The sequence below is a fragment of the Kitasatospora cathayae genome, assembly GCF_027627435.1.
GTDB classification, from domain to species: domain Bacteria; phylum Actinomycetota; class Actinomycetes; order Streptomycetales; family Streptomycetaceae; genus Kitasatospora; species Kitasatospora cathayae.
On sequence record NZ_CP115450.1, the window covers coordinates 723,561 to 748,217 of the forward strand.

Genomic DNA, 24,657 nt, shown 5'->3' on the forward strand with positions numbered 1-24,657 from the left:
AGCGATGGGCCTGCCGCTGGTCCCCGGCCATGTGCTCGTACGCCTCACGGACGGTGCGCCCCAGGACGCCGACGCGGTCCTCGACGCCCTCGAGGTGGCCTTCCCCACCCACACCGGCCGGGGTCGCACCCGGATCGGCAACGTGTGGGACGTACCGCCCACCCTGACCTCGGAGGGCTCCTGGACGGTGGCCGAGGCGGGCCCGGACGGCACCTCGGCGATCCCCGTGCCCGGCCCGGCGGTGAGCACCTCGCAGGCCTTCGACGTCCAGAGCCCCGCCCCGCCGCCGGACCGACCGGCCCTGACGGGCGAGGCCACCGCGGAGTTGCTGGGTGCGCCCGAGCACGTCGAGACGATGCTGCGCGCGCTCACCGCGCTCTGCCGGGTGGACGAGGAGAACCGCGAGGAGCAGGGCCCGCAGCTGGCGGTCCGCCTCCGGCTCCGGTGTGCCGCCGCCGACGCCGGGTAGACGCGCGACGGCAGCAACCGGCTGGGCCGGCCGAACCGATCTGGGAGCCACGATGGCTGGACGACGCACGCGACGCGCGGCGAGTGAGCGCCACGACTTCCCGCACGCCCCGAGCGGCCCCGGCCGCACGATGCCCGAGCTGCGGCCCCAGGCGGGGGTGCGCCGGGGCACCGAACCGGTGAACGCCCGGACCGACCTCGAACTGCGGCGGCTGCTGTCCCGGATCTTCCTGGTGCTGTTCGTCTGCGGCACGGTGGCGTTCGCGGTGCTGGCCGCACTCGCCGCCCCGGGCCCGCCGCCGAACCGGGGCGTGTACGCCGTCCTCGCCGCCGTGTGCGCGGCCTTCGTCGGCATCAGCGCGCTCGACCTCACGGTGATCCGGCGCCGCCTGGCCGCCGGGCAGGGGCGCGACACCGTCGCACCATCCGATCGCGGTGACCACGGGCGGCCCCGACGGGGCTCGTGATCGACACCTCGTCGCCCGACCCCTTCGGCCGTGCGAACCCGTTGCGCTGATTCGGTGGCCGAAAGTGTCGGATTGGAAACAATACGGGGGCCGGGATGCTCATCGCGCACCTGACGGCAACCGTCGCCGCGGCGCTGCGCGGCACGCTCGCGCTCCTCGCGCTGCTGCGCGGCGGGCCGGACACCGGCCGACGGGTCGCTGCCGTGTGCTCGGTGCCGGCAGCAGGTCGGCGGTGGCTGCCGCGGTGGACACCGTCGCGGCATGTGGTGATCAGGCGCGGCCCGCCGCTCGCACTGGCCGCCTGACCGGAGCGGAAACCCCGCCCGGTCGCGGCGCCTCGGTTTCGACCGGCCGAGCAGCGCGCGGCCGTAGGCGCTCGACCTGCGGGATCAGCGGCGGCACGGCCGCCGAGGCCAGGCGGCCCACGTCGGTGTAGGAGTTTCAGGGCGCCGGGGGGCGCATTCCCGCACGGCGTTGTCCGGCCCCTGGGTGGTGCCGACCGGGGAGGATCCGGTGGTGGGCGGACTGAACTCGGTGGTGGCGCCGGAGGTGGTGGGTCCGGCCGCCCGGGCGGCGCCCGGGCCGTGGCGGCTCGGCCCGCTCCCCACCGACGTCACGCCCGCGTGCCCCGAACGGCCGCCAGCGCCCGGGCCAGGGCCACCAGCAGCAGGCGCTCGACCTGCGGGATCAGCGGCGGCGCGGCCACGGCCACGGCGATCGAGGCCGCGACGCCCGCCCAGGCCACCGGGCCGAGCGGGGTGCAGCCGAAGAACCGGCTGACGCCGGGCGTCTGGACGATCACCGCCAGCGCGGCCGCCGAGCCCAGCACCGTCGCCAGCACCAGCGGGCTGCGCGCCCGCCCGGTCAGGGTCTGGGCCAGCTGGGCGCCGACGACGCCGCACAGGGCCATCGTGCTGGTGCGCCGGGCCGAGCCGGGGGTGGTGGTGCCGATGAGCCAGGCGGTGGTCGCGCCGACGGCGGTGACCAGGCCGCGGTGCCGGATCTGCCGGGCGAGCGGGGCGTCCAGGGCCGCGGTGCCGACCCGCCGGGTGCTCTCCCCGTTCGGCGGATCGTCCCGCGGCGTGACCGCGACGGCCATCGCCGGGAACATGTCGGTGAGCAGGTTGACCAGCAGGATCTGCCGGGTGGACATCGGGGCGCGCCCGGACAGCAGGGTGCCCAGCAGGGAGAAGCCGATCTCGCCGGCGTTGCCGCCGATCAGGATGGTGATGGCGTCCGCGACGCTGCGCCACAGCGCCCGGCCCTCGTCCACCGCGTCGGTCAGCACGGTCAGTTCGTCGTCGGTGATCACCAGATCGGCCGCGTTGCGGGCGGCCGCGGAGCCGCGGGCGGCGATCCCGATCCCGATGTCGGCGGAGCGGATGGCGGCGGCGTCGTTGGCGCCGTCCCCGACCATCGCCACCACCCGCCCGGACTCCCGCAGCGCCTCGACCACCAGCACCTTCTGCTCGGGGGCGACCCGGGCGACGACGTCACAGCCGCCCAGCGCCCGGGCGCGGCCGGTGCGGTCGAGGCCGGCCAGCTCGTCGCCGGTGGCCAGCTCGAGGTCCTCGGGCCAGCCGAGGGCGATGGCGACCGCGCGGGCCGTGGCCGGGTGGTCGCCGGTGAGCATGACGGGCCGCACCCCGGCCCGGCGCAGGCCCTCGACCAGCGCCGCGGACCCGGGGCGCGGGGTGTCGGCCAGGGCGACGAAGCCGACCAGTTCCAGCTCCTCCAGCGGGCCTTCGAGCACGTCGCCGGCGTCGTCGGGCAGCGGTCGCACCGCGACGGCGAGGACCCGCAGGCCGTCCGCGCCGAGCGCCGCCACCGTCGCGTCCGCGCGCTTCCCGGCGCCCGCGCAGGCCGGCAGCACGGCTTCGGGCGCGCCCTTCACCACCAGCAGGGCCCGGCCGTCGTCCGGCGTGCCGGTCGCGGCGGCGTAGCCGCGGCTGGCCTCGAACGGCAGCGTCTGGGCGGGCGTCCAGCCGAGGTCCTCCGGGGCGGCGGCGAGCACCGCCTCGTCGGTGGAGTGGGCGTGCACGGCCTCGCCGTCCTCGGCCGGCGGGCACGCGCGGGCCGCCGTCCGCAGCACCGCGGCCGCGGCGGGGTCGTCGGCCGGGTACCGGGTGCCGTCGGGCGTGGCGACGCGGGTCACCCGCAGCCGGTTCTCGGTCAGGGTGCCGGTCTTGTCGAAGCACACGGTGTCCATCCGGCCGAGCGCCTCCAGCGCGCGCGGGGTGCGGACCAGCACGCCCTGGCGGCTGAGCCGGCGGGCCGCGGCCAGCTGGGCGACGGTGGCCACCAGCGGCAGGCCCTCCGGTACGGCGGCGACCGCGACGGCCAGCCCGCCCCGGACGGCCAGGCGCACCGGGCGCCCGCGCAGCACGGCCAGGCCCGCGACGGCCGCTCCGCCGAGCAGGGTGAACGGCAGGCTGCGGTCGGTCAGTTCGCGCAGCCGGGCCTGGACGCCCCCGGCGGGCGGGGTGCGGGCGGCGAGGTGCGCGGCCCGTCCGGCCTCGGTGTCCTCCCCCGTGCCGACCACGGCGGCCCGGGCGTGCCCGGCGACCACGGTGGTGCCCTCGAAGACCATGCAGCGGCGGTCGGCGACCGTGGCCTCCGGGGTGGCGTCCAGCTGTTTCGTGACCGGGAGGGACTCGCCGGTCAGCGCGGACTCGTCGACCTCCAGCTCGTCCAGCTCGATCAGTCGGGCGTCGGCGGGCACCACCTCGCCCGTGCTCAGCTCGATCACCTGACCGGGCCTGAGCTCGGTGGCGGCGACCGTACGGGTCCGCTCGTCGTCGACCACGGTGGCCCTCTGATGCTGTGTCACTTCCAGTGCGGACAGGGCCTGTTCGGAGCGCAGCCGCTGGACGGCGCCGATCAGCGCGTTCATCGCCAGGGCTCCGGCGACCAGTGCCGCGTCCACGGTCGAGCCCAGCAGGGCGGAGGCGGTCGCCCCGACGAGCAGGACCGGTGTCAGCGGGTCGTCGAGTTCGGAGCGAACCGCGCCGACCAGCCGGCCCGCCGCGCCCAGCGCCGGGTGGGCGGCGAGTTGCCGGGCCCACAGTCCGCCGCGGCGCACCGGACGGCGGACGCCCTTGAGCCGGGCCAGCGCCTCCTTGGGCGCGAGCGCGTGCCAGGGAATGCGCGGCGGCGGGTGGGGCGCGCTGCGGGTGCCGACCCGCAGGGCGGCCCGCCAGCCCGAGGCCAGGGCGGCAGCGGTCGCCACGTTCACCGGCGAGAGCCGGGCGGCGACCGGCAGGGTGCCGTGCGGCCGCCGGCCCCGGGTGACCACCAGGAGTCCGGACAGCGCGGCGCTCGCCTCGGCCAGGGTCTTGGAGTGGCGGGCGACGGTGCGGGCGGCGGGGATCGCGGCCAGCAGCCGCCAGACGGAGTCGAGCCCGTTCAGCAGGAGGAGGTCCGCGCCCCACACAACAGCGCTGTCCGCGTCGGTGACCGCGACCGCGAGGTCGCCGCGCAGCAGGCCGGCGAGCAGTTCGCGGGCACTGTCCGTCAACTCGGCGCGGTCCGTCGACTCGTTACGGCCCGTCAACTCTGCGCCGCCGCCCGCCGGAACGCGGGCGACGGTGAGCACCACCCGGCCCTCGCGCTGGAGTTGGCGCACCGCGTCGGCCAAGGACCGTTCATTGCCGAGGAGTTGGTCGGCCAGGGCGCCGAAGTCGCCGAGCGTGCCGTCGTCGGCCACCACGACGTGCAGCCCGGCGCGTCGGGCGGCGTCCAGCGCGGCCTCGGCGACCGGGGCGATCTCCCGTCCGACCAGGACGGTACCGACGTCCACGCCCCCGGCGGCGGCGACCAGCAGGCCCGTTCCGGCGTCCGGCCGGTCCAACTGGTCCGGCACCGGACGTAGTTCGAGTTCCGTGTCCGGGCGGTCCAGGGCCGCGACGGCGGCCTGCCACAGCTGGTCGTGGTCCCAGTCGGGCGCGGTGGGGTGGACCTCCAGGACCGTTCGGCCCGGGCCGCGCAGCGAGTCGGGGTGCAGCACCACGGTGTCGACCAGCTCCAGCCGGCGCAGCCGCTCCAGGTCGCGGACCAGGACGCCCTCGCGGGCGAGTACGGTGCCCAGCGCGGTGGTGAACGCGACCGGACCGTAGCGCGCGGCCTTCGGATTGCCCGCCACCAGCCCCTCGGCCGCCTCCGCCACGTTGCGGGTGAACAGCAGCGCCCCGGCCGCGCCGAGCAGGGTGCCGCCGACCGCCTGCTCCTCGAACTCCTCGTACGGCAGCGGGCGCAGTGCGGGCCGGGCGGTTCCGGTGCCCGCGAGGCTCAGCCGGCCGGGCGCGCAGACCGTGTCGTACGCGGCGTCGAAGGCGGCGGCTCCGGCGATCGTCTCCAGCAGCCGCCCGGTCCGCAGCACCGCGTCCAGGGCCAGCGCGCCGGGCGACTGCCCGATGCCGTAGGAAGCGGCGCCGGCCGCCGCCAGCACCAGGTCGGAGCCGGCGTCACCGAGGCGGCGGCGCAGCAGGGCGCGGACGTCCGGGTCCTCGCGGACCAGGGCGACCAGGGCGGTGGCCAGCCGGGGCCCGGTGCGCAGCGGAAGCACCCGTGCCCCGACGGCCGTGGTGAAGCCGACGGCGTCGCAGGCCAGGGCGAGCGTCTGGGCGCGGATGCTGCCGGTCCGCCCGGGGTGGGCGGTTTCCAGGACGTCCTCGTCGACCCGTTCCAGGCGCTGGCTAGCGGCGAGTTCGGTGGCCCGCTGCACCACCCGGTCGGTGGCCGCGTCCTGGGTCAGCTGCACCACCAGCCGGGCGAGGCCGCCGTCCCAGTAGGCGGCGATCACGTCCGGCCGGGTGGCCAGTCCCAGCGCCACCCGGCGGGCGGCCGCCTCGACGTTGCGCGCCGTGCCGGCGGCGCGGGGGCGCAGCGGCAGTTGGATCCGCGAGCCCGCGTGCCAGTAGCCCGTGCCCGTCTCGGCGGCGGCCCGGGCGACCCGGCCCATCCGGGCCGCCGTCCCGGCGGCCGACGTGGCGGTGCGGACGGTGGTGCGGACCGTGGTCCGGGCCCCGACCCGCCCAGCCGAGGCGGCCACCCGGGCGGCGACGCGGGCCGTGGGCACAGCGGAGCGTGCGAGGACCACCGGTACGGCCAGGGTCAGCCCGAGGCCCTTCGCCGGTAGTCGGGCGAGTCGGCGCAGCACCACGGCTCAGCCCCGATCTGCCGGGTCAGGCGGTCTTCCGCCGGGACGACCCGGCGGACGCGGTGGCGGTCGTACGACGGCGGCTCGGCGTCTTGCCGCCCGGCCGGGAGGCCTTCGACGCTTTCGACGCCTTGGACGCCGTCGACTTGGACGCCGTCGACTTGGACGCCGTCGACTTGGACGCCGTCGACGTCCGCGAAGTCCCGGCTGCGGACCCGGCCTTCGGCCTGCTCGACTTCGCCGTCCTGCTCTTCGCTGCGGACCGGCCCGCCCGGGCGGGTGCCGAGGCGGCCCCGGCACGGCTCCTCGGCCGCGTCTGGGTCAGCCAGACGGCGGCCGCACCGGCCGCGGCCACCGGCCACTCGACCACGCCCAGCACGCCGAGCAGCCCGGCGCCGGTGTAGGCGGCGATCCGGCGGGCCCGCGGTGACACCAGTCCGACGGTGTCGAGCACCCCGTCGACCATCCCGCCGACGGCCCCGGCTCCCGGCACGTGCCGCACGGCGGAGGCGGCGGACTCCACCGGGCGCAGCAGCAGGGCCGTGCCCGTCGACGAAGTAGATGATGTGGATCCCTGGTCGTTCATGGCCGTTTCCGATCCCTGCTCTCCGGCCCGCGGGCCTGCGCCGGTACGGGCACATCGACCCGCGGGTCCGCGTGTCCCACCCCTGCGTGTGCCCAGCATCGCCGGCTCAAACAACGGACACGGCGCTACCCGGCCGGCACCGGAGCCGTCGCAGCTGCGAGGGAAGAGCGGCCATTTCCCATGGAAACGCAATCGAATTCGCGGCAATTCACTTCGAATTCGCACCGCCGGTCCTCTCCCGGCCAATCCCGGTAGAGTAATCGGAGGGAACTCCGGAACCGCCGCAACCGATTCCTCGAGAGGTTGTCCGCGCATGAGCCTCAGCATTCGCAACCGGATCCCCGGCACCGTCACCTCGGTCACCACCGGCGAGGCCATGGCCACCGTCAAGGCCCGGCTTCAGGGCGGCCAGGTCATCACCGCCGCCGTCACCGCGGACGCCGTGAAGGATCTCGGCCTGGCCGAGGGCAGCGCGGTGCACGTGGTGGTCAAGTCCACCGAGGTCGCCCTCGCCACCGGCCCGGTGTCCGGGCTGAGCATCCGCAACCAGCTCCCCGGTACGGTCACCGACATCGCCACCGGCAACGCCATGGCGACGGTCAAGGTCTCGGTTCAGGGCGGCGAGCTGACCGCAGCCATCACCAAGGACGCCGTCACCGACCTCGGCCTCGCGGCGGGCACCGAGGTGGTGGCCCTGATCAAGTCGACCGAGGTGGCGCTCGCCACGGCCTGACACCTCGACGTCCCGCGGCGGCCGGAGGACTCCTTCCGGCCGCCGCGCCGTGCTGCGCTCCTGCGGCCGTCCCGGGCCGCGCCCCCGGATCCCGGCCTCCCGCACTTCACGCCCGGGACCGCGGAAGCGGTTTCCGGACTACGGCGCCGGGCAGACGCGCCTGCGCGGGGGACCGTACCGGGGGCCCGTACCCGATCGCCCTGGAGGACGTGATGAGCCGGAAGATCAAGGAGATCATGACGCCCGGACCGGTCACCGTGCCGCGGCTGGCCTCGGTGCGCGACGCGGCGCGCTGGATGCGCGACACCGCCATCGGGGACGTCCTGGTCTCCGACGACGTCTCGGGCGACGGCCGGCTCCTCGGCCTGGTGACCGACCGCGACCTGGTGGTCCGGGTGCTCGCCGCCGGCCTGGACCCGGACAGCACCAACGTCGGCGACGTCTGCAGCTCCCAGCTGGTCTCCGTCGCCCCGGACGACGACGTCGGGCACGCCGTCGACCTGATGCGCCGGCACGCCCTGCGCCGCCTGCCGGTGCTGGACGACGGCCGGGCGGTGGGTGTGGTCTCGATCGGCGACCTGGCGATGGAGCGGGACCCGGACTCCGCGCTCGCCGACATCAGCGCCGCCGACCCCAACAGCTGACCGCCCCCACACCAGCGGACCCGCCCGGAGGCCGAGGACCATGACCGAACCACTCGGCGTCGCCATGCAGCTGATCACCGACCACCTGCTGGAGGGCCGGCCCGTATCCGGCGAGGAGGTCGCCCTGCGGGTGGACCAGACGCTGTGCCAGGACGCCACCGGCACCCTGGTGATGCAGGAGCTCGACGCCCTCGGACTCGACCGGGTCCGCACCGAGCTCAGCGTGCAGTACGTCGACCACAACATCCTCCAGTCCGACGAGCGCAACGCCGAGGACCACCTCTTCCTGCGCTCGGCCGCCCACCGCTTCGGGCTCTGGTACTCCAAGCCGGGCAACGGCGTCTCCCACCCCGTCCACATGCAGCGCTTCGGCGTACCGGGGAAGACCCTGCTCGGCTCCGACTCCCACACCTGCGCCGGCGGGGCGCTCGGCATGCTCGCCATCGGCACCGGCGGGCTCGACGTCGCACTCGCCATGGCCGGCGAGCCGTACCGGCTCACCATGCCGCAGATCTGGGGCATCCGGCTGGTCGGACGGCTGCCGGACTGGGTGAGCGCCAAGGACGTGATCCTGGAGCTGTTGCGCCGCCACGGCGTCAAGGGCGCGTTGCACCGCGTCCTGGAGTACCACGGCCCGGGCCTGGAGCAGCTGACCGCGATGGACCGGCACGTGATCGCCAACATGGGCGCCGAACTGGGCGCCACCGCGAGCGTCTTCCCCGCCGACGACGCGGTCCGGGCCTTCCTCGCCGCCGAGGGCCGCGAGGAGGACTTCCGCCCGGTCACGGCCGAACCCGGCTGCCGCTACGACCTCACCGACCGGGTCGACCTCTCCGCCCTGGAACCGCTGGTCGCCCGGCCCAGCTCGCCCGGCAACGTCGTCCCGGTCAGCGAGGTGGCGGGCACCCCGGTCGGCCAGGTGGTGATCGGCTCCTCCGCCAACCCCGGCCTGCGCGACTTCGCCGTCGCCGCGGCCATGGTGCACGGGCGGCAGACCTCCGCCGAGCTCAGCTTCGACGTCAACCCCAGCTCCCGCGAGGTGCTGCAGGACCTGATGCGCACCGGCGCCGCCTTCGACCTGATCGCCGCCGGCGCGCGCATCCACCAGGCCGGCTGTCTTGGCTGCATCGGCATGGGCCAGGCCCCCGCCCCCGGCCGGAACTCGCTGCGGACCTTCCCGCGGAACTTCCCCGGCCGCTCCGGCACCCTGGACGACTCGGTGTGGCTCTGCTCGCCCGAGACCGCCGCCGCCTCCGCGCTGACCGGCCGGATCACCGACCCGCGCGCCTGGGCGCTGCGCGAGGGCGTGCAGCCGCCCGAGCTGGACCTGCCGGAGCGCGCCTGCGTCAACCGGCTGATGCTGGAGGCCCCGCTGCCGCCCGAGCGCGCCCGGACGGTCGAGCTGGTCCGCGGCCCCAACATCTCGGCGCTGCCCGATCTGGACCCGCTGCCGGACGAGCTGAGCGCGCCCGTGCTGCTGAAGACCGGTGACGACGTCTCCACCGACGAGATCTCCCCGGCCGGCGCCAAGGCCCTCCCGTACCGCTCCAACCTGCCGAAGCTCGCCGACTTCACCTTCACCCGGATCGACCCCGACTACCCGGCCCGGGCCCGGGAGAGCGGGACCCACCTGGTGGTGGCCGGGGACAACTACGGCCAGGGCTCCTCGCGCGAGCACGCCGCGATCACCCCGCGGCTGCTCGGGCTGCGCGCCGTCCTGGCGAAGTCGTACGCCCGGATCCACTGGCAGAACCTCGCCAACTTCGGTGTCCTCGCCCTGGAGTTCGCCGATCCCGCCGACTACGACCGGATCGAGCCCGGTGACCGGCTGACCCTGCCCGGGCTGCACCGGGCCCTCGCCGCGGACGCCGACGGGCACATCACCGCGCACAACACCACCCGGGACGAGGAGTACCGGCTCACCCACCGGCTGTCGCCGAGCCAGCGCCGGGCCGTCCTGGCGGGCGGGACCATCCCCGCCCTCGCCGGCACGGTACGGAGCGCGGCGTGAGGACCGCCCGCCAGGAGAGGGCCGAACCAGGAGAAGACATGCCCGTGAGATTCCTCGACCGAAGCACCGCCGGACACCAACTCGCCCAGGCGGTCCTCCCGTTCGTCGGCGACCGGACCGCCGGCCGGGTGGTCGTGCTCGGCCTGGCGCCCGGCGGACTACCGGTGGCCGCGGAGATCGCCAAGGCCCTGGACGCCCCGCTCGACGTCGCGGTGGTCCGGCCGCTGAGCGTGCCCGGCCACGACCGCCCGGTGGGGGCGATCGCCGACGGCGACCCGCCGCTGTTCGACCGGGAGTCGCTGAAGACCCTCGGCGTCACCCCGGTCGAGGTCGGGGAGAGCGTCAAGCGCGAGCGCGCCGAGGTGCACCGCCGCGAGGCGCTCTACCGCGACGGCCGGGCTCCGCTGTGCCTGCGCGGGCGCACCGTCGTCCTGGTCTCGGACGGCCTCACCGACGCGCTCACCGCGCACACCGCCGTCCGCACCCTGCTCGGCGACCGCCCCGCGCGACTGGTCCTCGCGGCGCCGCTGTGCGACGCCCGGATCGCCGAGGAGCTGCGCCGGGAGGTCGACGCCCTGGTCTGCCTCCACCTGCCCCGCTACGCCCACGCCGCCGGACCCTGGTACGGCGAGTTCCACGAGGTCACCGACCGGGAGGCGGCCGTCCTGCTGCGCCGGCACGGACCGCACGACGGAGCCGCCCTCCCCGGCTCGGCCGAACGGACGTCCGGCCCGGAGAGGATGGCCGGCGGCTGACCGAGAGGAAGCAGCCGCTCCCTCCTGCCGACCCGCGCCCACACCGACGCCTCCCGGCACACCCGTACCACCTCGCACCGCCCCATCGGCCGAGGCCCCCGCGCCGGATGCGCCGACGGCTACCTAACTTGGAGTCATGAGAACTCACTCTTCGCGCCCGCCGGTCGCGCTCGCTTCCCGGACCAGGCGCTGGGCGCGGGTCGGCCTCGCCGCCACCGCCACGCTGCTGTTCGGCGCCACCGCCTCCGCCGGGGCCGTCGCCCGGCCCCCCTTCCTCGGCCCGCTGAACACCGTCTCCCAGATCGCCTCGACCGTCCCGGGCAACGGCGACGTGAACCCGTACGGCACCTTCACCGTCCGGCACACCGTCGGCAAGCTGCACCGCGGCAACGTCCTGGTCAGCAACTTCAACAACAAGCAGAACCAGCAGGGCACCGGCACCACCCTGGTGCAGGTGAGCCCGAACGGCACCACCAGACTGTTCGCCCAGATCGACCCGGCGAACCTGCCCGGTCCCTGCCCCGGCGGCGTCGGCCTCACCACCGCGCTGACCGTGCTGCCGGGCGGCTGGGTCGTGGTCGGCAGCCTGCCCACCTCGGACGGCACCTCCGCCACCGCCCAGGCCGGCTGCCTGCTGGTGCTGGACAGCAACGGCACGGTCCGCGAGACCATCGCCGGGGACGGCATCAACGGCCCCTGGGACATGACCGCCGTCAGCCACGGCGACACCGACGAGCTGTTCGTCACCAACGTGCTCAACGGCACGGTGGCCGGCAATGGGCACGAGGTCGACCAGGGCACCGTGCTGCGGATCACCCTGTGCCGCGATGGCGACCAGCCGCCGCGGCGGATCGCGACCACCGTGATCGGCTCGGGCTTCGGCGAGCGGACCGACCCCGCCGCCCTGGTGATCGGCCCGACCGGCGTCGGCCTCGGCCACGACGACACGCTCTACGTGGCGGACACCCTCGGCAACCGGATCACCGCGATCCCCGACGCCGTCCACCGCAGCAGCGACGCCGGCACCGGCACCGTGGTCAGTACCGACGGCCACCTCCGCGGCCCGCTCGGCCTCGCCATCGCCCCCGGCGGCGACATCCTCACGGTGAACTCCGGGGACGGCAACATCGTCGAGACCACCCCGGCGGGCGACCAGGTCGCCGTCCGTACGCTCGACAGCAGTGGCAGCCCGCCGGGCGCGGGCGCGCTGTTCGGCCTCGCGGTGGACCTGGACCGGGACGCCGTCTACTTCGTCGACAACGCCACCAACTTCCTGGACGTCCTGCACTGACCGACGTGCCCGAGCGGGCCCCGGCGCCTGGCGCACCGGGGCCCGTTCATGAGCTCAACAGGCGGCGCCAGCGCGGCAGTTCGGTGCCGCAACAGGCCAGCGCGAGCAGCGTGACCAGCACCGCCGCCCAGCTCGGGAAGAGCAGCCAGGCGGCGGTGACCGCGCCCGCGAGTTCGGCGAGGACCATGACGATCGTGACCCAGCCGGGCACCGCGACGACCGTCCCCGGCTTGTCCCCGGGCGTCTGCAGCAGCGCCGGGACACCGATCAGCAGCACGTCCACGCCGATCGCCAGCAGGATCGAGTGCGGCCACAGCGCGACCGGCAGGCCGATCCACCCGACCAGTTCCAGCCCGGCCCGCAGCGCGGTGGCGTACCAGGGCTCGGTGCGCTGCTGCTCGTCCATCGCCCTCCCCCGTCGAAAGCCGGAACATCGAAAGCCGGAACGAGCTACAGCCGCTCGGCCAGCGCCTCGTGGACGCGCCGCCAGGCGTCGGCCGTCGCGGCGGCGTCGTGGTCCTCCGGGCGGTCGGACGCGAAGCCGTGCCGGGCGCCCGGATAGGTGACCAACTCGTGCCCCACCTTGGCGTCCGTCAACCGTCGTTCGGCCTCCTGCCATTCCGGCTGCGGGAGGATGTGGTCCAGCTCGCCGCAGAAGCCCAGCAGGTACACGCCGTTGGCGGCGATCCGCTCGGCGGTCTCCAGCGGCGGCACCGGACCGACCAGCGGGAAACCTGAGTTGAGCAGCCAGCCCGGGTAGAACACCGCGGCCAGCTCGAAGCGCAGCTCGGTGGCCGCGCGCACCGCGATGTGCCCGCCCATGCTCGTCCCGACGAAGGCCACGCCGCGCCCGTCGGCCAGGGCCAGGGCGGCGGCCAGCGCCTCGGCGGCGTCGGCGACCAGCTCGTCGCGGTCCAGCGCGCGCATCAGCACCAGGCCCGCCTCGCGCTCCTCGGCGCTGTAGCCGAGTTCGGTGCGGCGGGCGCTGCGCCAGTAGAAGTCCGGTGCCACCGCCACGTACCCGAGGTCCGCCAGCTCGGCACAGACGCCCCGCAGGTACGGGTTGACCCCGTACAGCTCCGAGCAGACCACCACCGCGCCGCGCACCTCGCCCGCCGGGCGGTGCACGTACGCCTCGATCCCGCCGGACGTGCCCAGCTCCTGCCACTGACCCGTCATCGGATCCCCCGTCGATCGATCGGCAAACGTCGCTGCGCATCGTAGTGCCGGTTGTCACGGACGACCCAACCCGGTGTCGCCGGCGGTTCACCGACAAGGACTTGGTATGAGCACGGCAAAGGATTCGCACCGCCGCGTCCACCATCTGGACGGCGCCGCCCCCGAGTTGATGTGGTGTCCGGGCCCAACGGGCACGGACAAACCTCCCACACCCTCACACTCGGGAGCAGACGCATGCGCACACCGCTCAAGGCCGCCGCCCACACCCTCACCGCGCTGGCCCTGGCCGCCTTCGGCACCACCACGCTGGCCACCGGGGCCGAGGCGCAACCCGCCCCGGCACCCGCCCACTTCGGGGCCAAGCCGCTCCACTCGGGTGCCGCCCAGCGCACGGCCGCGACCACCACCAACACCCTCTCGGTCCGCTCCTCCGCGAGCCAGGGCGTGGTGTCCCCCACCCCGAAGGTGTACCTGGTCTTCTGGGGCAGCCAGTGGTCCTCCGACCCGGCGGGGGTGGCGCCGGACATGCAGAACATGTTCAAGGGCCTCTACGGCAGCCAGGACACCTGGGGCACCATCCTCGACCAGTACTGCGAGGGCGTCGCCAAGGGCACCACCAACTGTGGCACCAACGGCATCCACGTCCAGCACCCCACGTCCTCACCGCTGGCCGGCGTCTGGTTCGACAACTCCGCCGCCGCCCCCGGCAGCGCGACCAGCACCCAGATCGCCGCCGAGGCCGGCAAGGCCGCCGCCCACTTCGGCAACACCACCCAGGCGCCCAACCTCAACGCCCAGTACGTGGTGGTCTCCGCCACCGGCACCCACCCGGACGGCTTCCCCAACACCGGCTTCTGCGCCTGGCACGACAAGACCAGCAGCTCCTACGGCACCCTGGCCTACACCAACCTGCCGTACATCCCGGACCAGGGAGCGGGCGCCTGCACCACGTTCACGGACGGCCGGCTGCTCTCCGGCATCGAGTCCACCGAGACCCACGAGTACGCCGAGACCGTCACCGACTTCTGGCCCAGCATCGGCTGGAACGGCGGCGGCGGAGAGATCGGCGACGAGTGCGAGAACCTCGACGCCTACGTCACCCTGAGCACCGGCACCTTCGACCTCCAGGGCCTGTGGTCCAACAGCGCCAACAAGTGCGTCACGCACGGTTAGTAACGGCCGGATGAGCGCGGGGGCCACCGCCGGGCGGCCCCCGCGCCTCGGCCCGGGGATCAGCTCAGGACGGGCTCAGCACGGGACCAGGTCAGAATCAGCTCAGGCTCAGGCTCACGCTCGGCACAGGATCAGCTCAGGCTCAGGACCGCCTCGGCGAAGGCCTCCGGCGCCTCCTGCGGGACGTTGTGGCCCACCCCGGGGAGAGTGCGCAGCTCGCACGGACCGGTGAACCGCTCGGTGCCCTGCTGGTCGGCGGGCGCGATCACCCCGTTGGCACCGCCCACCAGCACCACCGTGGGCACCTCGATCGGCGGCTGGGCGGCGAGCCGGTCCTCCAGCGCCTGGTAGCGCGGGTCCCCGTCCACCAGGCCGTAGCGGTGCCGGTAGGAGTGGATCGACACCTCGACGAAGTCCGGGTTGTGCAGGCTGGGCGCGGAGGCGGCGAACGCCTCCTCGGCCGCCGCCCAGGTCGGCGACCACAGCCGCCAGAGCAGCCCGCACAGCTCCTCGCGGTTGCGCTCCAGCCCGCGGCGGCCTCGCTCCGAGTGGAAGTAGTACTGGTACCAGAAGTTGTGCTCCGCCTCCGGCGCCGCTGGTTCCGTCGCGCCGGCGATGTTCTGGATGGTGTAGCCACCGGCCGTCACCAGACCGTGGATCCGCTCCGGGCTGGTGGCCGCGACGACGCAGGCCGCGCGCCCGCCCCAGTCGTAGCCCGCGACGACGGCCCGCTCGATCCCCAGCGCGTCCATGAAGTCGGTCAAGTCCTCTCCGAGCGCGGCCTGTTGGCCGCTGCGCAGGGTCGCCTCGGCCCGGAACCGGGTCGGCCCGAACCCTCGCAGGTACGGCACCAGCACCTCCCGGCCGGCCTCCGCGAGCAGCCGCGTCACGTCGTCGTAGGCCCGTACGTCGTAGGGGAAGCCGTGCAGCAGGATGACCGGAGCGTCGGTCCTCCGGCGGCGCTCACCGGTCCGGTGGTAGGCGATCTCCAGAACCGGTGTCGTCACCCGGTGCAGCTCGTGTAGCTCATGGGAACTCGCAGTCATCCGGTCATGCTCGCACCTCTGACTCGGACACGACCGACTCAGGGGCAGGGATGGGGAGTGACAGCCTGCCTTTCCTCGCTGCGCCCCGAGGCCGATCAGCGTTGGTTCTCCCAGGAACGGGTACCGCCCTCGCCCACGGCACCGAGGTCCGGTTGACCGTGTACAACTCCACCGAGGACGAGGACTGCCCGGTCACCCACGGCCCCTCGCCCCGCCAACGGTCGCGTACCCGGCCTTCCACCGCGCCGTCGAGCACGCCCTCCGCGAGCTGGACGAGGCGTAGCCGAACCCCCCGCAGAGCTTCTCCAGTCTCCGGCCGGCCGCCCTCAGCGACCGACCGCGGCGCAGCCGGATGCCGAAGCGGATCTCGCGTCCCTCAGCGTCGGCGGGTTCCCGGATCCGGTTCGCCGCCGCTCGGTGCCAGGGCCGTGACCAGCGGGTGCCGGGGATCGAAGGCGAGGTGCCGCCAGAAGCCGGGCGGCGGCCCTTTCCAGAAGAACTCCAGCGAGTCGCCCACCCGCGCGATGAGTTCGAGGTTGCCGCCCGGCCGACCGTCCCGGCCGCCGAAGGTGCTCTGGACCATGCAGACGGCGTCGACCTCCAGGTCCCGGGCGATCGCGTAGGGCCGGCTCCAGGGCAGGCCGGCGACGCCGTTCCTGCGCCGCAGGTGCAGCAGGCCGCCACCGACCGCCGGGCACACCAGCTCGAAGTCCCCCGGATCCCCCAACCGGTCCTGCAGCAGCACCGGGTTGCCGCTCGCCCCGGCCGCGATCGGCTCCGCCATCAGCTGCCAGCCATCCGGCTCCCGCGTCCCGTTCCACGCGAACCGCAACTCCTCCCCCACCCGTGCCACCACCTCCAGACTGCCCCGCCCGCCACCGAGGTCGCTCTCCACCATCCCCACCGCCTCCGCCCCTTCGAGCTCCGGCAGGACGGTGGCCGGCGGATCCCACGGAATGCCCGCCGTGTCGTTCCTGCGCCGCAGGTGGACCAGACCGCGGCGGGCGGTCGGGCAGAGCAGCTCGAAGTCCCCGAGCGCGGGCTCCGCCGCCCGGTCCTGGACCAGCGCGGGTGTGCCGGTGACCCGGGTGCGGCGGGCCGCGTCGGCCGCGATCAGCCGCGCCTCGTCGACCACCAGCATCTCGGCGGCCTTCTCCTGGTGGGCCTGCGGTCGCTCGATGTCGAACAGCCGGATGTCCTGGTCATCGCGGACGTAGAGCACCGGCGTGGCCCAGGCGAGGCTTTCGTCGTCCTCCAGCAGCATGGCGAGCCGCCCCTGGTGCACGGCCACGTCGATCGGGCGGCGCAGCGCGATCAGTGCCTGGTGGAAGAACCGGGCGAAGACGATCGCCGCGGCGTCGGTGACCTTGAACTGCATGGCCACCACGGCCGGGACGAACCGCAGCAGTGCTCCCGCGACGCTTGAGAAGGGGGCCTGGTCGCTCGCGCTACCGGTCTCGCAGCCGTTCAGGACCACCAGCTGGGGCCTCGGGGCGGCTTCCCCGATGACCTTGCCCAGGGGCTCGGCATGGATGTCCGCCGGCTCTCCGGAGACGTTGGCGGAGGCCAGCGCACCCTCCTGCCTGGGTTCGTCGTAGTGGCCGTGGCCCGCGAAGTGGAAGACGTGGCAGCCCCCGGTCAGCGCGGCGAACATCGCCGTCCAGTCCTGGGCGGTCACCCAGCGCAGGTGGGCGAGGTCCCCGCGTTCCAGCGCCGCCAAGCTGCGCTTCAGGTGGTTGCGTTCCCTGCCGACGTCCAGCCGGGGCTTGTCCGGCGCCCGGGCGGCCACCGCCAGCACCTGCAGGGGCGAATCCGCCTTGAGCGCCGCCACGCTGTGGGCCGGTTCGACCCGGCGCACCAGCGCGTGGTCCAGGCACAGGTATCCGAACTCCTTGCTGTGCATCAGCTCCCAGGGGAGCACGGCCAGCTGCGGGTCGTCCAGGCGCAGCACCAGCCTCAGGTGCCGGCCCCGCGCCGCCGCGGCACGCCGGGTGCTGGCGTACAGCTCCGCTACCTCGCCGGGGAGGGCCGCCTCGAACAGCGCGTCACCGATCTGACGTGCGGTGCCGATCACGGACGGTCACAACTGTGAGATCACCGCCGCGAGGACGAGCGCGACCTCGACCAGCAACAGGAGCGTGGCCCACCGGTAGTAGCGGGCCAACAGTTCGATCTGCCGCTTGTTCTCGTTCAGGGTGTGCACCAGCCGGAGCACCAGCGCCCGGTTGACGGGCGGGCCGCCCGCCTCGGCCGACGGCGGGTCCAGCACCTCCATCACGGAGTGACCGAACGTGAAGGGCCTCGGCCAGACCACCAGCATGACGACGAAGCCCTGGACCAGGATGACGCCCAGCAGCGAAACGGCCGCCCAGAGCGGGAACTCGACTGCCGCGGCGTTCCCGATCAGGTGCACGGAGGACGAGAAGGTGACCACGAAGGCGGCGGCCGCGAAGATCCCGGACGCCCTGGTTCTGAGGTTCCCGACCGTACGGTCCTGGGCGTCGCACAGGTTCATGGCCACCTGGTAGGCCAGTTGCACCCGCTCCTGGTCCGGCGCCGGGGGGTTCCCGCCGGGTCCTGCCACGTCGTTCATGACGCCCTCCTGGGAGCGGTCCGGCCCCTCCCGAGGCGCGCGATCCCCGCGTCTTCGGCTTCTCATCTCACGATAGCCCCGGCGCCGGTGGGGTGTCACAACCGCTGACCGGGGCTACCCCTCGGCGAGCCGGGCGGCCAGGTCGTCCAGGCCGAGGGAGCCCTGGGCGAGCACGCCGGTGTGCCAGGCCCTGAGGTCGAAGTCGGCGCCCTGGCGGCGCCGGGCCGCCTCGCGGCCCTGCAGCCAGGCCCGTTCGCCCAGCTTGTAGCCGATGGCCTGGCCCGGCCAGCCGAGGTAGCGGTCGATCTCGCTGGTGCGGCGCGGGAGCTCGCTGCCGTGGTGGGCGGCCATGAACTCGAGGGCGAGGGCCGGGGTCCAGCGTTCGCCCGGGCAGCTGCTCCATTCGCTGGTGGCCGAGTCGGCCGGGATGGCGAGTTCCAGGTGCATGCCGATGTCGACGATCACCCGGATGATCCGGAGCATCTGCTTGTCCAGGTACCCCAGGCGCCGGGCGGGGTCGGTCAGGAAGCCCAGCTCGTCCATCAGGCGCTCGGCGTACAGCGCCCAGCCCTCCTTGTTGGCGCTCACCGCGCCGAGGGTGATCTGGTAGGTACTGAGCCGGTCGGCGCAGGCGGTCCAGCGGGCGGTCTGCAGGTGGTGGCCGGGGACGCCCTCGTGGTACCAGGTGCTGACGAGCTGCCAGGTGGGGAAGGACCGACGGCCGAGCGCGGGCAGGTAGGTGCGGCCGGGGCGGCTGAAGTCGAGGCTGGGGCCGTTGTAGTAGGGCGTGCCCGAGCTTCCCGGCGGCGCGATCCTGGACTCCACCCGGCGCATCGGGCCGGTGATGTCGAAGTGGGTGCCGTCGAGGGCGTCGATCGCCTCGTCCATGACCTGCTGCAACCAGGCGCGGACGTTCTCCTCGCCCTCGACGGCGTGGCCGTGGGCGTTGAGGTGGTCCATGGTGGCCCGGACGCCGGCACCGGGGAGGATGCGCTCCGCCTCGGCCCGCATCTCGGCGGCCGTACGGTGGAACTCCTCCCAGGCCCAGGCGTACGCCTCGGCCGGGTCGATCTCGGCACCGTTGGCCCAGCGGGCGGAGCGCAGGTAGCGCTCGCGGCCGACGGCGTCCGGGGTGCCGTCGGCGGCGGGCAGGTAGGTGTCGGCCAGCCAGTCCCGGAAGGCGGCGACGGCGGCGGTCGCGCGCTCGGCGGCGGCGTCGAGTTCGGGTCGCAGTGGGGCGGGACCGGCCGCGACGAAGCCGGTGAACCAGCTCGCCCCGCCGCCGGGTCGGCCGTTCCGGCCGGTCCAGGCGTCCAGTTGGGCGATCGCCGCGCGGGCCTGCCGGGGCGCGCAGAGCAGCCCGCGGGTGATGCCCTCGGCCAGCGTGGCCCGGTAACCGTCCAGTGCGCCGGGGACGTTGCGCAGCCGCCCGGCGACGGCGGCCCAGTGCTCGGCGGTGTCGGTGGGCATCATGGTGAAGACGCCCCGCACCTTGTGCAGGGGGGAGTTGACGTTGCGCAGCTCGCGGAAGTGGTCCCCGGCCTCGTGCACGGCGAGTTCGGCGGTGAGCCGCTCGCGCAGCAGGCGGGCGCAGTCCGCGTCGGCGGGGTCGGCGGCGGGGTCGGGGACTGCGGCGGTGTGCACGGGCACCGCGGTGTCGAGTGCGGTCAGCGTCCGCCGGGCGAGTTCGGCGAGCGCCTCGAACCCCTCCGGTGACAGGTCCGGTTGCCGGTGGTCCTCGGGGTGGAGGCCGAGTCTGGTCGAGGTCGCCGGGTCGAGTGCCGCCACCTGGGCGACGTACTCATCGGCGATCCTGCGGGCGGACTTCGGCGTCTCGGGCATGGGTTCCATGCTGGCGCAGCGGGTGACCCGCCGTCCAGGGTGCGCAGGACCGGGCCGCCGTCACCGGGGGTTCCGGCGACGGCGGCCCGATGCGTGGGCATGGGTTGACCGGATGTCAGCCCTGGCAGAGGCCCCGGCTGTAGTCGAAGGTCGCGGCGGCCTGCGAGTACTGCCACTGCGGGGCCAGCAGCTGCTGGTCGAGCTGCGCGGCGGCGGTCCGGTTCTCGACGACGTAGCCGAAGTCCTGCAGCCAGGCCGGGTAGAGGTTCTTGGAGCCGATGAAGAAGGCGGATCCGTCGACCGAGACCAGCTTGTGGTGCAGCGCGTACGGGTGGCCGTCGGCCCAGGTCGGGGCCGAGGAGGCGCGGAACGGGGCGAGTTGGAGGTTCTGGCACATCGTCGTCCGCGCCTTGGCCGGGTCGCCGAGGCGGGCGGTGAGGCGGGCGGCGAGGGTGTCGCTGATCTCGTTCAGGGACTTGATCTGCGAGTAGCCGCCGCTGCCGACGGCGCCCCGGTTGCCGGGGTCGCTGACCACGATGCGGACCTTCACGCCGTCCGCGAGCTTGCCCGCGAGCAGGTCGAACAGCCGCACGTCGTAGCGGGGCAACGGCGGGCAGGTGCCGGTGACGTCCTGCTGGGAGATGTCGATCCGGCTGCCGGCGCTCGCGATCAGCGCGCGCAGCGCGGTCTCCTCAGGGTTGACCGTCGCGTAGTCGCGGTCGTCGTTGGTGTTGTCGTGCAGGCCGATCGGGCCGCACTTGAGGTCGGCGGCGGCGGGCGCCCGGTCCGGGCGGTAGCCGGAGGCCGGGTCGGTGTCGCGGATCCCGACGCCCAGGCCGCCGACGGCGATCACCGGCAGATCGCCGGTGGCGGGCACCTGCCCGGCCGCCGGGTTGAGGCGTCGCTCCAGGTCGGGGGTGCAGCCGGAGCCGTTGGTCGAGGCGAACCAGGCGGCCGAGAAGACGCCGGTGTTGCGGCAGGTCCAGTCCCACAGGGTGTCCAGGTAGGAGCCGGCGGAGGCGGCGGCCGGACCGTTCAGCGCCAGGTCGACGTCGGTGACCGGGTGGGCGGTGTCGAGGTAGTCGGCCTTCCAGTCGTTGATCCCGCCGGTGATGACGCTCTGCCCGTCGACGACCAGCAACTTGGAGTGGTTCCAGGAGAACGCGGTCTTGGCGGTGGTCATCGAGGCCACCTCGATGGTCACGCTGCCGGCCGCGCCACCGAGCCGGGACACCAGCTCGTCCCGGTACTTCGACGGCAGCGCGGTGATGTTGTACAGCGGCGCGGCCCCGGCCAGGATCCGCACGTGCGGCGCGTTCCCGGCGGCGACCGACGCCTTGAGGCCGTCCACGATGGCGTCCTGGAACGCACCGTCCGGGAACGGCGCGAGAGTCGAGATGTCGACGGTCCGGGTCGCCCGCGAGATGTTCTCCCGCATCTTGTCGAGCAGCCGCTTGGTCCCCGCCCGCCGGGTGCACGAGGCGTCCCCCCAGCACCCCGGCGTCTGCAACAGCCACCCACCCGGATCCCCCGCCGGGGCGTCCAGCCGATTGCCCGCCGTCCGCTCCCACACCGTCCCCTCCAGCCCCGGCGACACCCGGCGCAACGCCTGCTGCACCGCGTCCAGGTGCGCAGTGGCATCGGCCTGCGCCGCCGCCCCCGGCACGGGAGCCGGATCCGCGAACGCGGGAGCAACGGGCAGCACGGCAACAGCAGCGACAAGGGCCAGCGCGGACCCGGCCAGACGGCGACCGGAACGGCGGAACTGGTGAGAGAGCACGTACGAGTCCTTCAAAGGAGGCCGGGGACGTTCACCCGGACGACACCATTAAATTACCCTAAAGTAACCTGATGTGATGTCAGGGCCTCATCAAGATTCCCTCTTCACCGGTGAACTGACGGCAACCCACCAGTCCTCGCTCGCACAGGAGTTGGCGGAGAGGCGACCGCGGTGAAATCTCCAACGGTCCCGCCGCCACGGACGCCGACACCGCGCCCGGAACGCAAAGAAGCCGGGGTCGGCGCGATCAATCGCGCCGACCCCGGCTCCTGCTGGTAGCGGGGACAGGATTTGAACCTGCGACCTCTGGGTTATGAGCCCAGCGAGCTACCGAGCTGCTCCACCCCGCGTCGGTGAGATCACCTTATGCGACAACCCCGCCGAAACGGAAATCGGTTTCCCCGGCCGGCGGCCCGATCCGCCCGGGGAGCCGTGGTCAGCAGATCCGGGGCAGTTGTTCGCCCATCGGCAGGTCGACCACGCGGGTGCCGCCGAAGCCGGTGCGGGCGACGACCATGCCGGGGTGGTCCTCGACGCACTCGCCGATGGCCACCGCCTCCGCGCCGAGCGGGTGGGCGCGCATGGCGGCGAGCACGGCGTCGGCCTCGGCGCGCGGGACGAAGGCGACGAGCTTGCCCTCGTTGGCGATGTACATCGGGTCCAGGCCCAGTACCGCGCACGCGTTGGCCACCGGGTCAGGGACGGGGACGGCGCGTTCGCTCAAGCCCACGCCCACCCCGGCCGCCGCCGCGATCTCGTTGAGCGCCGCGGCCAGCCCGCCCCGGGTGGGGTCGCGCAGCACGTGCAGATCGCGGGTGGCGCCGAGCATCGCCTCGACCAGGCCGCCGAGCGCCGCGCAGTCGCTGCGCACCTCGACCCCGAACTCCAGGCCCTCCCGGACGCTCAGGATCGCCACCCCGTGCAGCCCGATCGGCCCGCTGACGATCACCACGTCGCCCGGGCGGGCCCGCTGCGGGCGGATGTCGACCCCGGCCGGGACGAGCCCGATGCCGGCGGTGTTCAGGTAGACGCCGTCCCCGTGCCCGGCCTCGACCACCTTGGTGTCCCCGGTGGCCACCTCCACTCCGGCGGTACGGGCGGCGGCGCCGAGCGCCCGGGCGATCCGGTCGACGAGGGCCAGCTCCACCCCCTCCTCCAGGATGAAGCCGCAGGACAGGTAGGCCGCCCGGGCTCCGCTCATCGCGAGGTCGTTGACCGTGCCGTTGACGGCGAGGTCGCCGATGCAGCCGCCGGGGAAGAACAGCGGCCGCACCACGTAGGAGTCGGTGGAGAACGCCAGCCGCGCGCCGCCGAGTTCGAGGACGGCCGAGTCGCCGAGCCCGGCCAGTGCCGGCCCGCCGAACGCGGGCGCGAACAGGTTCTCCACCAGTTCGGCGGACATCGCCCCGCCGCCGCCGTGGCCCATCACCACCCGGGGGTGGTCCCGCAGCGGCAGCGGGCAGCTCCAGCCGGAGAAGTCCGGCGCGGCCGGGTCGGTGCGCAGTTCGGTGTCAGCCAACGGGGCTCGCCTCCTGAGCCGGGCCCGGCGTGCTCAGCCGCCGGTAGAGGTAGTACGCGGCGCAGGCGCCCTCGCTGGAGACCATGGTGGCGCCGAGCGGCGTGCGCGGGGTGCAGACCGTGCCGAAGGCCTCGCACTGGTGGGGCTTCAGCAGCCCCTGCAGCACCTCGCCGGCCCGGCACCGGGCGGGTTCGCGGGTGCGGATGCCCGCGACGTCGAAGCGGTGCTCGGCATCGTGCTCCCGGTAGCGCCGCGCGAGCCGCCAACCGCTCTGCGGGATCACGCCGATGCCCCGCCAGGAACTGTCGGTCACCTCGAAGACGTCCTCCAGCATGGCGCGGGCCGCCGGGTTGCCCTCGGGCCGGACGGCCCTGGCGTAGGCGTTGTCGACGGTGTGCTCGCCGCGCTCCAGCTGCCGCACGGTCCGCCGGATGCCTTCGAGGATGTCCAGCGGCTCGAAGCCGGTGACCACGATCGGCACCCGGTGGCGCTCCGCGAGCGCCGGGTACTCGGCGGTGCCCATCACGCTGCACACGTGCCCGGCGGCCAGGAAGCCCTGGACCCGGCAGTCCGGTGAGGCCATGATCGCCTCGATGGCCGGGGGAACCCGCACGTGCGAGACCAGCATGCTGAAGTTGCGCAGGCCCTGCTTCTTCGCGAGGTGGACGGCCATGGCGTTCGGCGGGGCGGTCGTCTCGAAGCCGATGCCGAAGAAGACCACCTCCCGGTCCGGGTTCTCCCGGGCGATCCTCAGCGCGTCCAGTGGCGAGTAGACCACCCGGACGTCGCCGCCCTCACCCCGCACCCGGAACAGGTCGCGGTCGGTGCCGGGCACCCGCAGCATGTCCCCGAAGGAGCAGAAGACCACCTCCGGTCGGGCGGCGATCGCGAGCGCCCGGTCGATCACCTCCAGCGGGGTGACGCACACCGGGCAGCCCGGACCATGGATCAACTCGACCTCGTCCGGCAGGAGTTGGTCGATGCCATGCCGGATGATGCTGTGCGTCTGGCCGCCGCACACCTCCATCAGCGCCCAGGGCCGGGTGACCGTCGCCCTGATGTCCGCGAGCAGGCCCTCGGCCAGCTCGGGGTTGCGGAACTCCTCCAGGTACTTCACCGCTCGACCTCCTCAGCCACTCCCGCCGCCCCGGCGGCCTCCCACGGGTCGCCGAACTCCTCCTGCAGCAGCCCGAGTTCCTCGAACAGCCGCAGGGTCCGCCGGGCCGACTCCTCGTCCAGCCGCTGCAACGCGAAGCCCACGTGGACGATCGCGTACTCCCCCACCTCCAAGTCCGGCAGGTACTCCAGGCAGACGTCCTTGACGACCCCGCCGAAGTCCATCACCGCCATCCTCGTCCCGTCGCGCTCCCCGATCTCCGTCACCCTGCCGGGCACCGCCAGGCACATCCGCT

General features: G+C 74.1%; 21 protein-coding genes and 1 tRNA gene. 10 read left to right on the forward strand and 12 right to left on the reverse strand.

What is annotated here, in order from left to right; genetic code table 11:
• The first annotated feature begins 4 nt into the window (after positions 1–4).
• The 3 genes from O1G21_RS03355 to O1G21_RS03365 all read left to right on the forward strand — a co-directional run bounded on the left by O1G21_RS03355 (position 5) and on the right by O1G21_RS03365 (position 1,240).
• Positions 5–469, forward strand: coding sequence for a hypothetical protein (locus O1G21_RS03355; protein ID WP_270140589.1), 465 nt, complete (start codon positions 5–7; stop codon positions 467–469).
• Between the two features lie 52 nt (positions 470–521).
• Positions 522–935 carry a DUF6343 family protein gene (locus O1G21_RS03360; protein ID WP_270140591.1) on the forward strand — a complete coding sequence of 138 codons (414 nt, stop codon included), beginning with the start codon at positions 522–524 and terminating at the stop codon, positions 933–935.
• Between the two features lie 95 nt (positions 936–1,030).
• Positions 1,031–1,240: a hypothetical protein gene (locus O1G21_RS03365; RefSeq protein WP_270140593.1), complete on the forward strand. Its 210-nt coding sequence runs from the start codon at positions 1,031–1,033 to the stop codon at positions 1,238–1,240.
• A 308-nt stretch (positions 1,241–1,548) separates the two neighbouring features.
• Here the strand turns inward: O1G21_RS03365 and O1G21_RS03370 are convergent, their stop codons facing one another.
• The gene (locus tag O1G21_RS03370; RefSeq protein WP_270140595.1) at positions 1,549–6,096 is read right to left on the reverse strand and encodes a cation-translocating P-type ATPase; all 4,548 of its coding nucleotides are present in this window, start codon (positions 6,094–6,096) and stop codon (positions 1,549–1,551) included.
• Between the two features lie 59 nt (positions 6,097–6,155).
• On the opposite strand from O1G21_RS03370, the gene O1G21_RS03375 reads away from it, so the two are divergent.
• The 6 genes from O1G21_RS03375 to O1G21_RS03400 all read left to right on the forward strand — a co-directional run bounded on the left by O1G21_RS03375 (position 6,156) and on the right by O1G21_RS03400 (position 12,113).
• On the forward strand, positions 6,156–6,497 hold the full coding sequence (locus O1G21_RS03375) for a hypothetical protein (protein WP_270140597.1): 342 nt from the start codon (positions 6,156–6,158) through the stop codon (positions 6,495–6,497).
• A gap of 495 nt (positions 6,498–6,992) precedes the next feature.
• Positions 6,993–7,412: a TOBE domain-containing protein gene (locus tag O1G21_RS03380; RefSeq protein ID WP_270140599.1), complete on the forward strand. Its 420-nt coding sequence runs from the start codon at positions 6,993–6,995 to the stop codon at positions 7,410–7,412.
• Positions 7,413–7,624: 212 nt separating this feature from the next.
• Positions 7,625–8,056, forward strand: a complete 432-nt coding sequence (locus tag O1G21_RS03385) for a CBS domain-containing protein (protein WP_270140601.1) — start codon at positions 7,625–7,627, stop codon at positions 8,054–8,056.
• Between the two features lie 40 nt (positions 8,057–8,096).
• Positions 8,097–10,067 (forward strand): aconitate hydratase, encoded by a 1,971-nt coding sequence (locus O1G21_RS03390; RefSeq protein WP_270140603.1) that lies wholly within the window; start codon positions 8,097–8,099, stop codon positions 10,065–10,067.
• Positions 10,068–10,105: 38 nt separating this feature from the next.
• On the forward strand, positions 10,106–10,822 hold the full coding sequence (locus O1G21_RS03395) for a phosphoribosyltransferase (RefSeq protein WP_270140604.1): 717 nt from the start codon (positions 10,106–10,108) through the stop codon (positions 10,820–10,822).
• Between the two features lie 136 nt (positions 10,823–10,958).
• A complete protein-coding gene (locus tag O1G21_RS03400; RefSeq protein WP_270140606.1) occupies positions 10,959–12,113 on the forward strand; it encodes an NHL repeat-containing protein in 1,155 nt (384 codons plus the stop codon).
• A 46-nt stretch (positions 12,114–12,159) separates the two neighbouring features.
• On the opposite strand, the gene O1G21_RS03405 is transcribed toward O1G21_RS03400, so the two are convergent.
• Together O1G21_RS03405 and O1G21_RS03410 are read right to left on the reverse strand one after the other, a co-directional pair.
• Positions 12,160–12,519: a hypothetical protein gene (locus O1G21_RS03405; RefSeq protein ID WP_270140608.1), complete on the reverse strand. Its 360-nt coding sequence runs from the start codon at positions 12,517–12,519 to the stop codon at positions 12,160–12,162.
• A 44-nt stretch (positions 12,520–12,563) separates the two neighbouring features.
• Positions 12,564–13,292: a dienelactone hydrolase family protein gene (locus O1G21_RS03410; protein ID WP_270140609.1), complete on the reverse strand. Its 729-nt coding sequence runs from the start codon at positions 13,290–13,292 to the stop codon at positions 12,564–12,566.
• Positions 13,293–13,526: 234 nt separating this feature from the next.
• Between O1G21_RS03410 and O1G21_RS03415 the strand changes: the two genes are divergently transcribed.
• The gene (locus O1G21_RS03415) at positions 13,527–14,465 is read left to right on the forward strand and encodes a hypothetical protein (protein ID WP_270140610.1); all 939 of its coding nucleotides are present in this window, start codon (positions 13,527–13,529) and stop codon (positions 14,463–14,465) included.
• 131 nt (positions 14,466–14,596) lie between these two features.
• On the opposite strand, the gene O1G21_RS03420 is transcribed toward O1G21_RS03415, so the two are convergent.
• The 9 genes from O1G21_RS03420 to O1G21_RS03460 all read right to left on the reverse strand — a co-directional run bounded on the left by O1G21_RS03420 (position 14,597) and on the right by O1G21_RS03460 (position 24,652).
• Complete coding sequence (locus tag O1G21_RS03420; protein ID WP_270140611.1) at positions 14,597–15,472, reverse strand: alpha/beta fold hydrolase; 876 nt, start codon at positions 15,470–15,472, stop codon at positions 14,597–14,599.
• Positions 15,473–15,887: 415 nt separating this feature from the next.
• The gene (locus O1G21_RS03425) at positions 15,888–17,585 is read right to left on the reverse strand and encodes a CHAT domain-containing protein (RefSeq protein WP_270140613.1); all 1,698 of its coding nucleotides are present in this window, start codon (positions 17,583–17,585) and stop codon (positions 15,888–15,890) included.
• 6 nt (positions 17,586–17,591) lie between these two features.
• The gene (locus O1G21_RS03430; protein WP_270140615.1) at positions 17,592–18,104 is read right to left on the reverse strand and encodes a hypothetical protein; all 513 of its coding nucleotides are present in this window, start codon (positions 18,102–18,104) and stop codon (positions 17,592–17,594) included.
• Positions 18,105–18,218: 114 nt separating this feature from the next.
• Positions 18,219–19,946, reverse strand: a complete 1,728-nt coding sequence (locus O1G21_RS03435) for a DUF885 domain-containing protein (protein WP_270140617.1) — start codon at positions 19,944–19,946, stop codon at positions 18,219–18,221.
• A 115-nt stretch (positions 19,947–20,061) separates the two neighbouring features.
• On the reverse strand, positions 20,062–21,726 hold the full coding sequence (locus O1G21_RS03440; RefSeq protein ID WP_270140620.1) for a phospholipase D-like domain-containing protein: 1,665 nt from the start codon (positions 21,724–21,726) through the stop codon (positions 20,062–20,064).
• A 273-nt stretch (positions 21,727–21,999) separates the two neighbouring features.
• Positions 22,000–22,076: transfer RNA gene (locus O1G21_RS03445), tRNA-Met, on the reverse strand.
• 86 nt (positions 22,077–22,162) lie between these two features.
• On the reverse strand, positions 22,163–23,245 hold the full coding sequence (hypE, locus tag O1G21_RS03450) for a hydrogenase expression/formation protein HypE (protein ID WP_270140621.1): 1,083 nt from the start codon (positions 23,243–23,245) through the stop codon (positions 22,163–22,165).
• A complete protein-coding gene (gene hypD, locus O1G21_RS03455; protein ID WP_270140623.1) occupies positions 23,238–24,362 on the reverse strand; it encodes a hydrogenase formation protein HypD in 1,125 nt (374 codons plus the stop codon). Before hypD ends, hypE begins: the two co-directional genes overlap by 8 nt.
• A complete protein-coding gene (locus O1G21_RS03460) occupies positions 24,359–24,652 on the reverse strand; it encodes a HypC/HybG/HupF family hydrogenase formation chaperone (protein ID WP_270140625.1) in 294 nt (97 codons plus the stop codon). Before O1G21_RS03460 ends, hypD begins: the two co-directional genes overlap by 4 nt.
• Between the last annotated feature and the right edge of the window lie 5 nt (positions 24,653–24,657).

Bases quoted from the DNA above. Each gene is read 5' to 3' on its own strand.
- O1G21_RS03410 (WP_270140609.1), bottom strand. From the start codon at position 13,292: ATGACGGGTCAGTGGCAGGAGCTGGGCACGTCCGGCGGGATCGAGGCG.
- O1G21_RS03390 (WP_270140603.1), top strand. From the start codon at position 8,097: ATGACCGAACCACTCGGCGTCGCCATGCAGCTGATCACCGACCACCTG.
- O1G21_RS03360 (WP_270140591.1), top strand. From the start codon at position 522: ATGGCTGGACGACGCACGCGACGCGCGGCGAGTGAGCGCCACGACTTC.
- O1G21_RS03400 (WP_270140606.1), top strand. From the start codon at position 10,959: ATGAGAACTCACTCTTCGCGCCCGCCGGTCGCGCTCGCTTCCCGGACC.
- O1G21_RS03415 (WP_270140610.1), top strand. From the start codon at position 13,527: ATGCGCACACCGCTCAAGGCCGCCGCCCACACCCTCACCGCGCTGGCC.
- O1G21_RS03395 (WP_270140604.1), top strand. From the start codon at position 10,106: ATGCCCGTGAGATTCCTCGACCGAAGCACCGCCGGACACCAACTCGCC.
- O1G21_RS03380 (WP_270140599.1), top strand. From the start codon at position 6,993: ATGAGCCTCAGCATTCGCAACCGGATCCCCGGCACCGTCACCTCGGTC.
- O1G21_RS03405 (WP_270140608.1), bottom strand. From the start codon at position 12,519: ATGGACGAGCAGCAGCGCACCGAGCCCTGGTACGCCACCGCGCTGCGG.
- O1G21_RS03460 (WP_270140625.1), bottom strand. From the start codon at position 24,652: ATGTGCCTGGCGGTGCCCGGCAGGGTGACGGAGATCGGGGAGCGCGAC.
- O1G21_RS03430 (WP_270140615.1), bottom strand. From the start codon at position 18,104: ATGAACGACGTGGCAGGACCCGGCGGGAACCCCCCGGCGCCGGACCAG.
- O1G21_RS03365 (WP_270140593.1), top strand. From the start codon at position 1,031: ATGCTCATCGCGCACCTGACGGCAACCGTCGCCGCGGCGCTGCGCGGC.
- O1G21_RS03435 (WP_270140617.1), bottom strand. From the start codon at position 19,946: ATGCCCGAGACGCCGAAGTCCGCCCGCAGGATCGCCGATGAGTACGTC.
- O1G21_RS03355 (WP_270140589.1), top strand. From the start codon at position 5: ATGGGCCTGCCGCTGGTCCCCGGCCATGTGCTCGTACGCCTCACGGAC.
- O1G21_RS03385 (WP_270140601.1), top strand. From the start codon at position 7,625: ATGAGCCGGAAGATCAAGGAGATCATGACGCCCGGACCGGTCACCGTG.